Raw genomic sequence first — 15211 nt, 5'->3', positions numbered from 1 at the left:
GTGCGCAGGAATTGCGGGTAAAAAAGGAGGGGCGGACGAAAACTTGGACTGGTTATACGTCACAATGCCAAGACTGTTTCGATATTCGATTGGGCTTCGTGCGCCAAGTGACATTTTGATCCGTTTCTCGTTGTACTACCGAATGTAGCTATCAACTTCTTTGATAAACTGCTCAATCGTGGTGCTCTTCCAATCACGGGGGTATAAGAGTTCTGTTTTCAGCCTTCCGAAGAAGCCTTCGCATGCAGCGTTATCTGGGGAACAAGCCTTGCGGGACATTGAGCCTACCAGCTTCGCATCACTGATCCTCGTTAGCCAACCCGGCCAGCGATAATGTGCACCGCGGACGTCCTTCTAAGAGTCAAGCCGCGATTTGGCTTTGATTGATTTCCCTATGCCGCCGTCTGAGGATGGCGAAGACTTCACGGGCGATGTAGCGTTTGAGGTAGCGAATTGCCTCGAGCTTCGAATTTCCGGCGGCGGTCCGTCGATCGACGTAGGCCTGCGTGCGTGCTTCCAATCGAAGCCTCCCGACAGAGATAATGCGTATGGCACTGTTTGCCGCGCGGTCTCCATCCCTGTTCAACCTATATCGAACCATTTTCCCGGAAGAAGCGGGGACGGGGCTGACGCCGCACAATGCGGCGAAGCTCGCCTCGGACTTCAACCGGTTCGAGTTATCGCCCGCCGTGAACAGCAACTGCGCAGCACTGTTCACGCCGATTGCGGTTTGAGCAAGTAGCTCAGGAGCAAAATCCTTGACGATGGCCTCAATAATGTCGTCCAGGTCGGCAATCTCGTCATGTAGTTCGAGATAACGTCGCGCCAGAGACTTGAGAGAGATGCGGTAGGCTTCCTCACCTGGCGATATGCAGTGAGGTCAGGTCTGGCGGTAGCGAGCGCACGGATCAATTGCATCCGCGTCATGTTGCGTAGTGGATCGCGGATATTCTCCGGCGCGCAGATGATTGTCATCTGGATCAGCTGCAGGGCAATGCGGCGCGCCTGGATAGCAGTTTTGCGGCAAACCCTTAGGACGCGTAAACTTTCTACCATGCCGTCCCTGCTGCGTGGTGTTACGGTATGCCGTCTCGCAAAGGCTGCGTGGGACGCACTTTCTGCGTCGAAGTCGTCATTCTTGCCGCGGCGGCGGCGATCGAGCTTGTCGGGTGCTGTTACCTCCAAAATCTCGACATCAGCGGCTTGCATGTAGCGCAGCAACCCCGCGCCGTAACTGCCAGAGTGCTCGATTCCGACCCGCTGAAGGTCCCCGAAGGATCGCATCCAAGCCAGCATCAAGCGATAGCCAAGTCGAGTTGTCGGAAAGCTCTCGGTACCGATAACGCGGTCGCGATGATCAACGACTGCTGCGACATTCAAGTCCTTGTGTGTATCGACGCCACCAATGACTTGAGTTTCTGCTCGTTGCTCAGCCATCTAATTAACCTCTCCTGCGGCATGAGAATTATTTGTCTGAAGGATGCAGGGACAGGACAGTCATGGGGCCAGATGGTCATGCCCTTCTTGGGTCACAGCAGCACCTTCGAGGCAAAACCGCACCGCAGGGTGCCCCGGATGATCGACAGGTCCGCGGAAAGACACATATTGGTCGATCAGAATGAGGGTCAGATCATACCGGGAAGCCATGCGGCACAGAGAATGCTCACTCGGTGTTTGAGTAAAACCATCAAAGAACTGGTATCAATTATATGACTATCAGAATGCACTATTGGCCGCTCATCTCTACCTGTGACAGTTTCTATGGCGGCGTCGAGCATGGTGTTGACCAATTCCGCATCTGGTCTCGTTCCGAGTGACCAGCTGATAACCAAACCATTGAAACCGTCGATGATGGGTGAGAGATACACCTTGCCAGCCGGGATATGGAATTCAGTGATATCAGTCAGTCATTTCTCATTCGGCGCTTTGGCCTGGAAGTCGCGATTAATAAGGTTCTCAGGTGCCGGACTGATTTCTCCGACATAAGAGCGATATCGCCGCCGCTTTGACGTGGCAACGATCAGGTTCTCCTGCTTTATCAAGCGCCGCACAACCTTCTCTGAGATTGTAACGTATTGTTTGGCCAATGACGCCTGTAGCCTGCGGCAGCCATAGCATCGACGGTTGGCTTCGAAGATTTCGGTGATGTTTTGACGTATGGTGAGTACTTGTCGCTCATCCTCATGCGGGTTCGATGGTAAAAATATGAGCTTCACGCCAATCCCAACTGAGCAAGCAGATCTGGGAGTTGATAAAGGTATTTGAGGGCGTCAACCAGCAGCGTTTTCTCCCGATTACTTAGAAGTTGCAGATCGACGCCCAAGTCTTTTTTTATGATTTCGGTCGCTTTCTTCAAAAGGTCGTGCTCAAGCTGCAGTTTCTGAATATCGTTCGGCAGCGTTTCGAGCTGGCGCTCTAATTCGTCTCGCTCTGGCACTGGCGGTGAGTTGTTCTTGCGTTTCTTGATTGCGGGAGCCGCCGGGCCAAGTAACTGGTTTTTCCAGTTATACAGTGTCGGTCTGCATACGCCGAGTTTTTCGGCCAAAGCCTGCGCGCTTTCTTGCCGATTATTAAGTCCGACAACGCCAGCCTTCTTCAACGTCTCGGGATATCGTGGACGTCCAATTCTTCTAGTGACAGCTTTACTAGTTTCGGGAAACGCCTAACGAACCAATGCTGTCAACGTTGCACGGCCGGGATAGCCCAAGGCGCGCATCGTTGCAGAAACACAACGACCATGCGTGCGGTAGTGCTCAACAGCCACTTCCTTCTGCGCCCGTGTGAACTTGGGGGGCTGGGCGCAAATCCTAAACGCAGATCAAGATGGTGCTCATATTCCAGGTGCCAGCCCTTCAAAGCATTCTTACTTGGATAGCCCAACTGCCGAATAGTCGCTTTCGAGTGAAACACCAATGCAATTCAATGAAAATTGATCAATGTCGGCTATCTTGAATAAAATTCGTAAAATTAATTTATCATATATTTAGAGCACCTAGCTTGCTTTATTAATAAATATTGAAGAAATTGATGTTTAGTAAAAACAGCATAAAAGATAAAATTTCGTCTGAAATATCCAAGCCTAGATAAAACAAATATTATAATTTTACGTATATATATGAGATAATATTAAATAAATATTTTCTAAATTATTAATTTAATTCAAAGTTGAATATAAATACATTCGACAACTCTCGTTGATTTTTTTGTTAATTATTACTAATACTAAATTGCGAATACGCCGATTCTGAGAGAGAAGGAGTCCTGTATTGAATTGTAACATAGCTGTTCTGTCGGTCTGACTACCATCCATGATAATGCGCTCTTGCCTGCCGCGGTTGGTTAATATTCTGCTTAAAAAGCGTTTCGCAGCAATGAGATAAGTTTTTTGCTGAAGAAACTTCAACTGTATCGCATTTCTATCGCTTACACGATACAAATTCAGCCACTTGCCTTCGACCTTGATGTGAACTTCATCGAGGTTCCATTTGCGTGTGACCTGACATTTTTCCGAATAAAACGTTTAAGCAGCCTTGGACTGAAACAGACGACCCAACGATAGACGGTTGAATTATCCAGATTAATGCCGCGTTCCGCCATCATTTCTCTCAGATTGCGGATGCTCTGATTGTAAGCAAGGTACTATCGAACATAGAGCAGAATGACGGACTGATCGAAGTTGTGACCTTTGAACAACAAAAGTACTCCGCTCACTGAAAGCCAGATTACTATCAGTTCATCCATTGACGAAATATTTGCAGCAAAACCGTAAATCATGGCAGCAAATTGTATGTTGTATCATTCCAGCCATACAAAATGGTCAGTGGCTACGCGTTATTCAACTTTGAACGTTTTGTATAATAAATTGGCTGTCGGAACTGCAAATAATGGAATTAATTTCTCCAGAAGCGGCAGAAATTGCCGCCTCGTGACTTTGCGCGAGATGCGCGAACCTGCCAATTTTACCCACCTTCGACTATTAATCCAGCGATTGCCTGAAACCAAATCCTGTCCAACTGTAAAGAGACCTGTAATGGCCCATGACTTTATCGATCAAATTCGCCGCCGTCGAAGCCAGTATAATATTGGTCGGAACCTAGAGTTATCTCAGGCCGACGTGACTCGCATAATTCAGGAAGCTGTGCGCCATGCGCCCAGCACCTTTAATTCTCAAAGCTCGCGAATTGTCATTCTTTATGGCTCCGAAAGCGTTCAGTTCTGGGAGCTTGTGAAGGCTGCGTTGCGACCTCTCGTACCTCAAGATGCTTTTGAATCAACTGAAGCGAAACTTAAGAGATTTGCATCGGGAGCAGGGACGGTTCTTTTTTATGAAGATCAGCAGGTAGTTCGTGATTTGCAGGAAACCTATAAGCTCTATGCGGACAAATTTCCTGAATTTTCGGAACAATCATCAGGCATGGCGCAGTTCGCAGTCTGGACTGCTTTAGCGAACGCAGGTGTTGGTGCAAGCCTGCAACATTATAATCCGGTGATCGACACTGTGGTTGCACAGCAATGGGATATTCCACAAAATTGGACGCTGCGCGCCCAATTGCCGTTCGGCTCTAATGAGAGTGAACCAGGCGAAAAGAGCTTTATTGATGACGCGTTGCGCTTCAAAATCGCAGGCAATATCTGATCAATTTTGTCTTGCTCTACAGGGCGGTGAACCCGCCCTGATTTGCTGTTTCCGACGCTACATTCCTATTTTGGTGGGCGTTATTGGTTTGCTATACTGTTTGCCAGCGCTTTTAGAATTTCAAGGTGATGAACATGACGACAGTGAAGCTCTGGACCGACGGAGATGCGGAGAAATCACCACGCGTTAAAGCCGTATTCGATGATATAAAGGCCGTGCGGGGATCGGACTTCATAAATAATTTCTGGCGAGGACTGGCGAACGATCCTCGCACCCTCGAACGGACGTGGCAAAGTCTGAAAGAGGTGATGGTAGAGCCGTCGGCACTCGATCCGCTTACAAAAGAGCTGATCTATATTGCTGTGTCGGTTGCCAGTGGTTGCAATTATTGCATTCACTCTCACACCGCCGCCGCACGCGCTAAGGGCATGACGGATGCCCAGTATGGCGATCTTCTTGCTGTTATTGGTATGGCATCAGAGACCAATCGGATTGTCACTGCCTTGTCTATTCCTATTGATCCTGAGTTTGATGTGACCAGCTGAGGCAAATAAGCTCAATTGGTTCTTTGGCAGTAGACATGGTTTAAGACCTGTTTCCCGCAGGGCGTCGTTTGGCGAAAAATTGTTCTCATTTTGACTTCAAGATAGAAAAGGCTGCCTGCAAGCAACGACTGAGACCGGCTATTGATGATCCGGAAAGCGTTTCAATTACCGCGATTGTTGCAGCCCGATAGGGTGCCGACTAACGGCCTGAAACGACTGTTTCAGCATGTGAAAGGTTGCCTGAAGTGTCGCGGTCATCTGGCTTTTTCAACTCGGTTAGTCAGGAAAAAATTGTTCTGATCTTGGCCGTGGCATTGTTTGCGGGCTTTGCCGTGAGCCTTGATGGTTTTAGGACACCGGGAAATCTTATCGCAATTATACGCAGCATTTCAGTGCTGGGTATTCTGGCTATCGGTATGGGGCTGGTGGTTATCGGTCGTGGTATCGATTTATCTATGGTAGCTGTGATGGTGATTGCAACTGCGCTACAACTTGAATTGTTGCATCATGGCTGGAGCTTACTCACAGCGAGTTCTGTTGTCTTTCTGGTTGTTGTGACTATTGGTCTGGTCAACGGATTTCTGGTTGCCTATGCCAGTGTCCCAGCGCTTTTTGCGACGCTCGCCACGAGTGCTTTTGTTTTCGGCTTTGTTCGTTCTCAGATATTGACGCAGGATGTGATTTCCATTCCGCAGGATGCGCTGGCGCTGCTCTCTCTGGGGCAGGCGCGCCTGGTAGGGCTCCCGCTCGACGTGCTGCTTTTCCTTGGAATGCTGATCATAGGCTGGCTGTTTCTTCGATATACGAAGCCCGGACGGTTTCTTTACCTGATGGGCGATAACTATCAGGCGGCGCGGACCATGGGTATCGGTGTGCGTCCGCTGACGCTGCTAAAATATGTTGTCAGTGCGTTGCTGGCATGGGTTGCCGGCGTCGCTACGGCTGTCAGCCTGCAAAGCATGAATACCCGCATCGTGAATTCAACGCTGCTCTATGATGTCATTCTGGTGGTGGTGATTGGCGGCATAGGTCTTTCCGGCGGAAAAGGCGGGATGCGCAATATTCTGGTTGGTGCCTTGCTGATTGGCATTTTGCTCAACGGTATGACCATCCTCGACCTCCCCAATATCTATCAAAACTTGATCAAAGCAACAATTTTGCTGGCTGCAATCATTCTCGATGGGCGCCTCAATCCACGCGATGAACAGACCAGTCAGCAGGGCGATATCTGACATTTGTAACTATGGGCGCGCCTGGCGGTCCATCGAAAAGAGGGTTGGAAAATGAAAATCTGGAAGCGTGGTTTACTTGCCGCTCTGTCCGCGACCATGGTGTTCGCTGTGAGCGCTTTCACAAGCTCGGCGCAGGATGCGGGGAACCCCGGACCTGCTGCTTATGAAAATGCGCTTAAGGGCAAGCGCGTTGTGCTTGTTCCAATGACAATGGGCTTTGATCTCGCTCAGGGCTGGAACCATTTTATCGGTGAAGAAGTCAAGGCTTTCGGTGGCATATGGGAAACACGTGATCCGAACTGGAGCGTGGATGCAGGAGCGCAGGCGATCACAGATCTGATTTCGTCTGCGAACAAGCCTGATGTGCTGATTGTACAATCCCCGGATATCAACTCCTATAGCCGCCTTTATAAGCGGGCACAGAATGCCGGAATTTTTGTTATCCAGCTCGATAATCCATCGAATTTTGCGTCTGATGTTTTCGCCGGTTCGGACTGGAAGAAGCTTGGAGAGCTCGAAACGGAAGCTGTTATCAAGGGCTGTGGGCCAAATTCCAGCAAGAAGATCGGCGTGATACAGGGCGATCAGGTTAATGCATCGAGCCTGGATCAATGGGCTGGTGTGCAGGCTGTTCTTGAGAAAAACCCAGAATTCAAGGTCGTTGGCCAGCCCGATTCCAACTGGGATCCGACCACCGCGCGCAATGCAGCCACAACACTGCTACAGCAAAATCCTGATGTTTGCGGCATTATCGATTTCTGGGATGCAACCGCGCAGGGAACCGCTGCGGCCATTCGTGATGCAGGTCTTAAAGACAAGGTGTTTCTGGTGACCACCGGTGGCGGCGAACAGATCGACTGCAACCTGCTAGAAGATGGTACTTTTGGCGCTATCGTGACCAGTGAGCTGGTTCGTCAATCGCACGACGTTGTAACCGCGATCAAGCTTCTGTTGCAGGGCAATGAAAAGCCGGGCGATAAGGCCCGCTACCTTTACACACTCGAACGCGCGCGTACGAAAGCTGATCTGACGCCCGGCGTCTGCTGGAGCCAGAAGGCAATCGAAGCAGCGAAGACTTAAAGTCACCAATTAGGAAAGCACGGTCTCTTTAGAGCGCTGTGCTTCCCCTTTTTTGCTTATGCTTCCCCGCTCCAGCAGCGGGGACTGGATGATAGACATTGCCTTTCGGAAAGCCGGAAACATCGAATGAAAATGAGAGAAGCGCTAGCGCGGTTTCGATATAACAGAATCCCGGACCATCTCGCCGGGGAAATTCTCGTTAAAAACTGGGTTGATAATCTGGTTCCGTTTGTCTTCCTTATCGCCGTCATCGGCATTTTCGGCGTGCTTGTTCCAGGCTTTTTTACCGCAGGCAGTCTCCTTGATACATCTCGGCAGCTGGGTGAGTTTCTGATCGTTGTGATCGGGCTTACGGTGGTTATCATTGGTGGCGGAATTGATCTGTCGGTTGGCTCTATTTTTGCTCTCGCAGCTTTTGCAACACTCTCCGTTATTTATATCGGGGAAGGGTCCGTCTGGCTGGCTTTCATTGCTGCGGTCGGTGTGGGGGCATTGTTTGGTGCGTTCAATGGCTTTCTCATTGGCTATCTGCGTCTGCGCGCATTTCTCACAACACTCGTTACGCTCATTATCGGTCGTTCGATCTATGATATTCTGATCATTCACTACGGCAAACAGATACAAAGTTCTGCGGTTTATTCTGATAGCTTTGACTGGATGGGTATGGGCACCTTGTGGGGCCTGCCTGTGAGTGCTCTGATCGCCGTGCTGTTCACGGCGCTCGCACATCTGATCATCACACGTTCGCGCATTGGCTGGCATATCAGTGCCGTTGGTGGTGCTCGCCGTTCCGCATTCAATATAGGTATTCCGGTGCGGCGAACGGTCTTCCTGACTTATGTTGTATGCGGAGCTGCGTGTGGCATTGCGGGCTATCTTTTTGCCGCACGCTTGTCCGGGGTTGGGCCAGGGACCGGGCTTGGGCTGGAATTGTTGGCATTGACTGCCGCCGTCGTTGGCGGGAACAGTCTTGGCGGCGGGCGTGGTTCGATTGCCAAGGGCTTTATGGGTGCTGTCGCTGTACTGCTTATCAATAACGGATTGATCCGCATGGGCGCGGGAACTGGCACCAATCAGATGATCCTCGGATTGTTGCTGGCGCTCGCAATCGTGTTTGATGTGCGTTGGCTAAAAAACCGACATAAGGTCGTGTCTGAGGTTTATGTGGCACCCGTGCATCACCAAATGCAGACCGCTTTGTCAGCGGTGCCCGGATCGGGCACACCATACGCGCTCAACAATTCACTGGCGAATGCTGAAGCTATCGGTATTGGTGAGGTCGAAGGTCCGGAAGATGTTGTTCTGGACCGTGACGATAATCTTTATGCGGGCACACGGCATGGCGAAATCGTACGCTATTTCGCTCCGGATTATAAACGCTCAGAAATATTTGCGCATATTGGCGGCTTCCCGCTGGGACTTGCGATCGAACGTGACGGATCAATCAAGTCTTGCGTGGGCGCGATGGGTTTATACTCTGTTGCACAGAATGGCACGGTCAGCGAATTATCGACGGAGACAGGCCGTTCCCTTTTTTCTGTCATCGACGATGCGAGATTACGTGATCCAAATGATTGCGACATCGACCGTCATGGTCGGGTCTGGTTTACGGATTCAACAACACGTTATGATGCGCATGACTGGGCTTTGGACTCAATTGAGAGCCGCCCCACCGGACGTTTGTTAGTGTATGATCCAAAAACTGGCAAAACACGGACAGTTCTTAAAAATCTCCGCTATGCCAATGGCGTTTGCATAGCCCATGACGGTCAGTCGTTGCTCTTGGCAGAGTCGTGGGCCTGCTCGGTTCACCGTTACTGGATTGAGGGGCCAAAGGCCGGCACTCTAGAAACAGTTATCCGCGACATGCCGGGTTACCCGGATAATATCAACCGCGCTTCCGATGGCACTTACTGGATGGCGTGGCTGGGGATGCGCACACCAAGTTTCGATCTTGCATTGCGAAATCCCGGTATGCGCAAACGCATGACCCGGCGTCTCCCGCAGGACGAGTGGTTGTTCCCTAATATCAACACGGGCGGCGTCGTGAAATTTGATGATTCAGGGGCCATTGTCGCAACCCTTGGCGATCTGGGCGGTGCAAGTCACCCTATGGTGACGTCAATGCGCGAGCACAAAGGCTTTCTATATATTGGCGGTATTCTGAATAATCGAATTGGTCGTATCAAGATTGATGGAGCTGATCCAGACTGGACAGGCTGGAACTCCTATTGGGGAGAGGCAAAATGAGTTTCATTGATCGCCTTCTTGATCCATTTCGTGGCAAGGCCATTACGATCCCACCTTATGACGGTGCATATAAACCCAATACTGCGCTGGATGATGCCCCGGTTCTTCTATCGCATAAAGCGCCGGATAATCTCGTGCTCTGGTCAGGCACCCCCGTCTTCTCGTCTGGTGCCTCGGTGTTCAGAATTACGGATGCTGTCGCCGAGGAAATCGCAAGTTACGATGCCGATATTGCCGCAATGGCCGTGCTTTCCGATGATGCTCTGATTGTTGCGCTAGATAGTGGCAAGTTGCTCATCCATGGTGGAATCCATGATGGCAAGATTTTTGATCGGCTTGATTCAAACGTGCTTCTTTGTCCAACGGCTGTATCGGTAATCGATGCGACAACCATTGTTTTAACAGTAGGCTCTGCCACCTATGCGCCGTCTGATTGGGTCGTCGCTCTCATGAACAAACAAGCGACCGGGTCTGTGTGGAGGCTTGATATTGTTTCCGGCAGCGCAACTCTTCTGGCAGACGGGCTTGCATGGCCATCAGGTGTTCATGCTAACCGTGATGGCTTGATATTGGTCAGCGAGGCTTTTGCGCACCGCATTATTCAAATCGATGCTGGAGCGGGCGTGACGCCGGTCCTGACCAGAATTCCAGGCTATCCGGGCAGATTGTCGCCTGCGCGCAATGGCGGCTTCTGGCTGTCAGTTTTCGCACCCCGAAATCGCCTGATCGAGTTCGTATTGCAGGAGAAGGCTTTCCGTCACGATATGCTCGCAACGATTGAGCGTGAATACTGGATTGCGCCTGCCTTGTCTTCTGGCTCTGACTTTCTTGCGCCATTGCAGTGCGGGTCAGTGCGCACGATGGGAGTTCACAAACCCTGGGCGCCTTCGCGTTCATACGGCCTGGCGGTACGGCTCGACAGCCAATGTCTGCCGGAGGAAAGTTTCCATAGCCGCTCTGATGGTAACCGTCACGGATTAACGTCGATACTGGATACAGGCTCGTCGGTGCTTGCAACGGTCAAAGGAGCTGATCTGATAGTCGAGCTTGATAACGGTGATGGGCAATGACAGTTCTGCTGGAAACCAAAGCGATCACGAAGTCTTATCACGGGAATATCGCCGTTAATGCGGTTGATTTCGACCTTCACGCAGGTGAGGTGCACGCGCTGTTGGGTGAAAATGGAGCCGGAAAATCAACGCTCAGCAAATTGCTCGCCGGTGTTGTGGAACCGAGTTCTGGTAAGCTTATTCTGAACGGAAACGAAATCAGGTTTTCTGGCCCCGCCGACGCCTTGCAACACGGTATCGCTATGGTGTTTCAGGAAACGAGCCTTGTGCCCTCGATGACTGTTGCTCAAAATCTTTACCTTGGTGATGAGAAAGCATTCAACCGCTTACGCGGTATTACCATTGCGGCACAACAATTTCTGCAATCGCTGAATTTTACTGTGGATCCAACTGCCAATGTTTCGACGCTTGGTGCTGCAAAACGCCAGATGGTGGAGATCGCGCGCGCAGTACGACTAAACGCGAAAATCATCATTTTTGATGAACCAACCGCCACTCTGACACCTGAAGAACGCAAACATTTTTTCGCACTTGTCAGGCGATTGAAAAAACGCGGCGTAACTATTGTCTTTATCAGTCATGCTCTCGAAGAAGCTCTGCTTATCTCAGACCGTATCACTATCATGCGCGACGGTGAGAAGGTGATGACAGAGAATACCGTTTATATGGACCAGGCAAAGATTGTTCAGGCAATGATCGGGCGTGCTTCTGTCGAGGGATCCCAGCCACGCCGAGCTATCCGTCCTGCTGGCCCGCGCATCCTTTCAGTTGAAGATGTGTCTATGGGGGCGATGGTGCGCAATACATCCTTCTCAGTTTTTGAAGGGCAGACGACTGGCATTTTCGGGCTTGTTGGTTCGGGCAGAACCGAGACCGCGAAGATCATTGCCGGGGTTTTTAAACGCAATTTTCTGCGTGGTGGAACCATTGAATATCGTGGACAGCCGGTGCGTTACACAACGCCGCGTGAGGCCGTGCGCGATGGGATCGTGTATGTCACTGAAGACCGTAAGGTTGATGGCTTCTTTGAAACCATGTCTATCGCTGAAAATCTTTATGCGGGACTTCTGGCTGCTGGTCTGGAACGGTTGCCAGTTATCAGCTATAAGGAAATGAAGGCGCTCGCCGATACATGGCGAAATAAGCTCGCTATCAAAAGCATTGATTCAAAAGCACAGGTTATCGAGCTTTCAGGCGGTAATCAGCAGAAGGTTGTTATCAGCAAGGCGCTTGTGCAGAATCCGAAACTTATTATTTTTGATGAGCCGACGCGTGGCGTTGATGTGGGCGCGATTGCCGAAATTCACAGCTTGATTGAAGCTCTTGCAGATCAGGGACTGGCTGTTATCGTTATCTCCTCGTATCTTCCGGAAATTCTGGCTCTTTCTGACCGCATTCTGGTCTGTCGCCAAGGGCGCATAGTTGAGGAATTCTCGCCGCTTAAAGTCACTGAGAAAGACATCATGTATGCTGCTGTTCACTGATAATACTTTTTGAACAGATAAGCGACTGTTGTTTGGAAAAGCTATCCAACTGCATCATGCCGTAGGTAAAGCTATCTGATTAAGCTGCATCCTGCAAAAGTGTAGCAAAAGCCTCGGCTGGTGTCTTAAATCCAAGACACTTGCGCGGAGTTGCATTGAGATTATGGGCGAGGGCGATCAACTGTTCCTGGCTGATTTGTGTCAGGTCCGTGTTGCTGGGCAAATATCGTCGAATGCGCTTGTTGATGTTCTCAATAGCACCTTTCTGCCACGGTGAGTTTGGATCGCAAAACCAGCTTCTTGCCCCCATTCCATCCTCCAAAGCCCGATACGCCATAAACTCGGAACCACGATCAAAGGTAAAACTTCGACGTGCGTGATAAGGCAGTGCTGCAAAGGCCTGAATGATTTTGTTCATGATAGGCTTTGAGTGTCGGCTGTTGTTTTTAATGATGACGCAATAACGGCTCTTGCGTTCGACAAGTGTCATGACATTGGCTTCTCCAAGGTCACGTTAAAAGATAATCAAATCGCCTTCCCAATTTCCAAATTGCAGACGATTGTCAATAAAATGAGGACGTTGATGAATACGAAACGCTTCTGGAATGCGGGAACTGCGCGATCGTCTGGTGCCGCGTGGGCAGCGCTTTGTTCGCATCTCAGCCAGGTGTTCATACAGCTTCAGCGCGTATTCTTCCTTTGAATAGATGAAGCGATAGATTGTTTCTGCACACAGATGTATCAAGCTCAGGCCATGGCTAACCAGTCTGCCGCAGATCTGTTCCGGCGACCAATGGGCTTCCAATTGTTCAATGACGAACTTGCGCAGCTCTGGATAACGTCGGAGCTTGCGCAACCGCGTTCTGCGCTCCTTACTAATGTTGTCGGCAACAACGCTATGATAGCCGTTATAGTCTGGTATCTCAGTGTCCCGAAAGCTGTTGCGCTTGATCTCGCGATAGATCGTCGAGCGATGACGACCCATCAGCCGCGCAATATCGCCGAGAGGGACTTTAAGCTGTTTAAGTTCGAGAAGACGACGCCGTTCACGCAAAGTGATCTGTGAATAGCAATTTGACATCCAATTTCCTCCATGGCTAAGCACATGAATTCATCGGCATGTTGCAGTTTAAAATAGAATATACCCGGCTACAAATATTGTGGCAGCCAAGTTGAATTGTCCGTTTTTCTGCAAAGTTAAAATGTCACTTTGATGCTTTTGTGCGGGCGATGATTAGCCCCGCTCGGACCGGCTGATCGGGGTTGCAAGGGCAGAGCGGGGCGGGTGGCTCTGCCACTCTTCGGCTTTCGCTTTGCGCCTATCGTATGAAGGTCGGTTCACTGGGGCCCTGCCGCGACAGCACCTTTTGCCGCCGCGCAATCACCGCAGGATCATGCAAAAAATCGGTGCGTCGCCCTGGTTTACCACCGCGTGGTTTGTAACCGTTTTTGTCGCTATTGGTCTTCACGTCCGGTGGAAGCGGTTTGTCCTGCTGCTCTTTGATATAGGCCAAGACATCACCCAGCCGCTTGTTCTCGGTGATCGCTGCATGGGTCACACGCTGATCTTTGTTGAACACGCGGTAAGGCAGGGAATGCCCCTTCCAGCGCACATCCAACCGGCCATCCGCATAGGCGTAGGTCTCAACATAACGTCCAACGAGGCCACGCGTCACCTCGGTCTCTTCCAGCATGATCCGCTGGCGCTCAAACGAAAACGTCAGCTGTGAACCCACATAACGCTGCTCGCGCTTGCACAGGATGTCCAACAAGCGTGTTGGGGCAAGATTGAGCGGCCGATGCAGGTCTTCAGACCGGGCAGGGATGATCGCAAAGCGCCTGTTATAATCCGCCATGAAGCGTGGCAGAAAGCCATTGCCCGTCTCCATGTCGCTGATCCCAGCAAGCCGTAATTCCTTGACCAGGCGATCCTGTAATGTTCGGTTCATCCGCTCAACACGACCTTTGGCCTGGCTCGAATTTGCACAGAGAATCTAGATATTTAACTCACACAACGCGCGCCCGAATTGCGTCATGCCCTGTCCGCCTCTGGCCTCTTTCTTCGCAACCCGAAACACCGAATGCTTGTCAGAATAAAAGGCCACAGGTGCGCCGTGCCGCCTCAGATAATGGCCCAGTGCCTCGAAATACGTAAAAGCACTTTCCGAACGCACGAAACGCAACTCCATCAGCGTGCCGGTCGCGTCATCAACAAACACCAACAAGGAGCAGGCGGGGCCGCGATCCTCAAACCAACGATGGTCTGAACCGTCAATCTGCACCAACTCACCCAAAGCCTCGCGACGCAACCGAGGCTGATGAAATGTCCGTCGTTGCTTGCGGGAAAGCCAAAGTCCGGCTTCCACCATCCAGCCACGCAACGTCTCGCGTGAGACATGCAAACCATCACGCGCGTCAAGCTTCTCTGCCGCCAAAGTCGGACCAAAGTCCGCATAGCGCTCGCGAACCAATGCCATCGCATAATCTTTGACGCCGTCTATTATCCGATTGTTGGAGGGCATGCCGATCGCTTTATGCCGGATCGAAGCAGCACCATCCAAGCGTATCCGGTTCAATAATCGTCGGACTTGTCGCGTACTCAGATCCAGTACATGGGCCGCAGATGCCAAGGTCTGGCGCCCCGCAATAACCTTCGACAAAACCTCAATCCGTTGCAGATCGCGTTCGCTCATCGTGATCAATCCCATCTGCTTATCTCCCAGACATCTTTCAGACCGGGGAGTGTGACACTTCTACTTTGCAGAAACAGGACATTTTAACTTTGCGGTGTGAGGTCAGGCTGAAGCGCGACTTTTCGGTTTGAGTTTACGCAAAACGATGTCTGTTTGCGAAGAGTTTCTGCCGAAAGACTTCTGCAGGTGTTTTGTACCCTAAACATTTGCGCGGTGTATTG

Annotated in this window: 7 protein-coding genes and 6 pseudogenes; 7 read left to right on the top strand and 6 right to left on the bottom strand. The window is 50.8% G+C overall.

Annotated features, from left to right (window positions below; all coding sequences use genetic code 11):
- Positions 1–63: 63 nt before the first annotated feature.
- The 4 pseudogenes from ACOZHT_RS14865 to ACOZHT_RS14850 form a co-directional block, all read right to left on the bottom strand.
- A pseudogene (locus tag ACOZHT_RS14865) lies at positions 64–345 on the bottom strand (transposase); the annotation flags it as partial.
- Positions 346–361: 16 nt separating this feature from the next.
- A pseudogene (locus ACOZHT_RS14860) lies at positions 362–1437 on the bottom strand (IS110 family transposase).
- A 278-nt stretch (positions 1438–1715) separates the two neighbouring features.
- Positions 1716–2895, bottom strand: a pseudogene (locus tag ACOZHT_RS14855) (IS3 family transposase); the annotation flags it as partial.
- Positions 2896–3154: 259 nt separating this feature from the next.
- A pseudogene (locus ACOZHT_RS14850) lies at positions 3155–3475 on the bottom strand (DDE-type integrase/transposase/recombinase); the annotation flags it as partial.
- A 555-nt stretch (positions 3476–4030) separates the two neighbouring features.
- On the opposite strand from ACOZHT_RS14850, the gene ACOZHT_RS14845 reads away from it, so the two are divergent.
- The 7 genes from ACOZHT_RS14845 to ACOZHT_RS14815 all read left to right on the top strand — a co-directional run bounded on the left by ACOZHT_RS14845 (position 4031) and on the right by ACOZHT_RS14815 (position 12297).
- Positions 4031–4636: a nitroreductase family protein gene (locus tag ACOZHT_RS14845; RefSeq protein WP_421565876.1), complete on the top strand. Its 606-nt coding sequence runs from the start codon at positions 4031–4033 to the stop codon at positions 4634–4636.
- Positions 4637–4770: 134 nt separating this feature from the next.
- Positions 4771–5181, top strand: a complete 411-nt coding sequence (locus ACOZHT_RS14840; RefSeq protein WP_339515318.1) for a carboxymuconolactone decarboxylase family protein — start codon at positions 4771–4773, stop codon at positions 5179–5181.
- Positions 5182–5426: 245 nt separating this feature from the next.
- Positions 5427–6413, top strand: a complete 987-nt coding sequence (locus ACOZHT_RS14835) for an ABC transporter permease (RefSeq protein ID WP_421565875.1) — start codon at positions 5427–5429, stop codon at positions 6411–6413.
- Between the two features lie 51 nt (positions 6414–6464).
- On the top strand, positions 6465–7493 hold the full coding sequence (locus ACOZHT_RS14830; RefSeq protein ID WP_421565874.1) for a sugar ABC transporter substrate-binding protein: 1029 nt from the start codon (positions 6465–6467) through the stop codon (positions 7491–7493).
- A gap of 126 nt (positions 7494–7619) precedes the next feature.
- Positions 7620–9743, top strand: coding sequence for an ABC transporter permease (locus tag ACOZHT_RS14825; RefSeq protein ID WP_421565873.1), 2124 nt, complete (start codon positions 7620–7622; stop codon positions 9741–9743).
- Positions 9740–10813: a hypothetical protein gene (locus ACOZHT_RS14820; protein ID WP_339515310.1), complete on the top strand. Its 1074-nt coding sequence runs from the start codon at positions 9740–9742 to the stop codon at positions 10811–10813. The genes ACOZHT_RS14825 and ACOZHT_RS14820 overlap by 4 nt, the downstream gene beginning before the upstream one ends.
- Positions 10810–12297 (top strand): sugar ABC transporter ATP-binding protein, encoded by a 1488-nt coding sequence (locus ACOZHT_RS14815; RefSeq protein WP_339515308.1) that lies wholly within the window; start codon positions 10810–10812, stop codon positions 12295–12297. The genes ACOZHT_RS14820 and ACOZHT_RS14815 overlap by 4 nt, the downstream gene beginning before the upstream one ends.
- Positions 12298–12376: 79 nt before the next feature.
- Here the strand turns inward: ACOZHT_RS14815 and ACOZHT_RS14810 are convergent.
- Positions 12377–13378 (bottom strand): annotated as a pseudogene (locus ACOZHT_RS14810) (IS30 family transposase).
- Between the two features lie 238 nt (positions 13379–13616).
- Positions 13617–15005: pseudogene (locus tag ACOZHT_RS14805) on the bottom strand (ISNCY family transposase).
- Positions 15006–15211 lie beyond the last annotated feature (206 nt).

Source organism: Ochrobactrum sp. EDr1-4 (genome assembly GCF_049199085.1).
GTDB lineage: Bacteria > Pseudomonadota > Alphaproteobacteria > Rhizobiales > Rhizobiaceae > Brucella.
This window is presented reverse-complemented; position numbering and strand designations above follow the sequence as displayed.

Coding starts and splice junctions, on each gene's coding strand:
- ACOZHT_RS14845 (WP_421565876.1), top strand. CDS start 4,031: ATGGCCCATGACTTTATCGATCAAATTCGCCGCCGTCGAAGCCAGTAT.
- ACOZHT_RS14840 (WP_339515318.1), top strand. CDS start 4,771: ATGACGACAGTGAAGCTCTGGACCGACGGAGATGCGGAGAAATCACCA.
- ACOZHT_RS14830 (WP_421565874.1), top strand. CDS start 6,465: ATGAAAATCTGGAAGCGTGGTTTACTTGCCGCTCTGTCCGCGACCATG.
- ACOZHT_RS14825 (WP_421565873.1), top strand. CDS start 7,620: ATGAAAATGAGAGAAGCGCTAGCGCGGTTTCGATATAACAGAATCCCG.
- ACOZHT_RS14820 (WP_339515310.1), top strand. CDS start 9,740: ATGAGTTTCATTGATCGCCTTCTTGATCCATTTCGTGGCAAGGCCATT.
- ACOZHT_RS14815 (WP_339515308.1), top strand. CDS start 10,810: ATGACAGTTCTGCTGGAAACCAAAGCGATCACGAAGTCTTATCACGGG.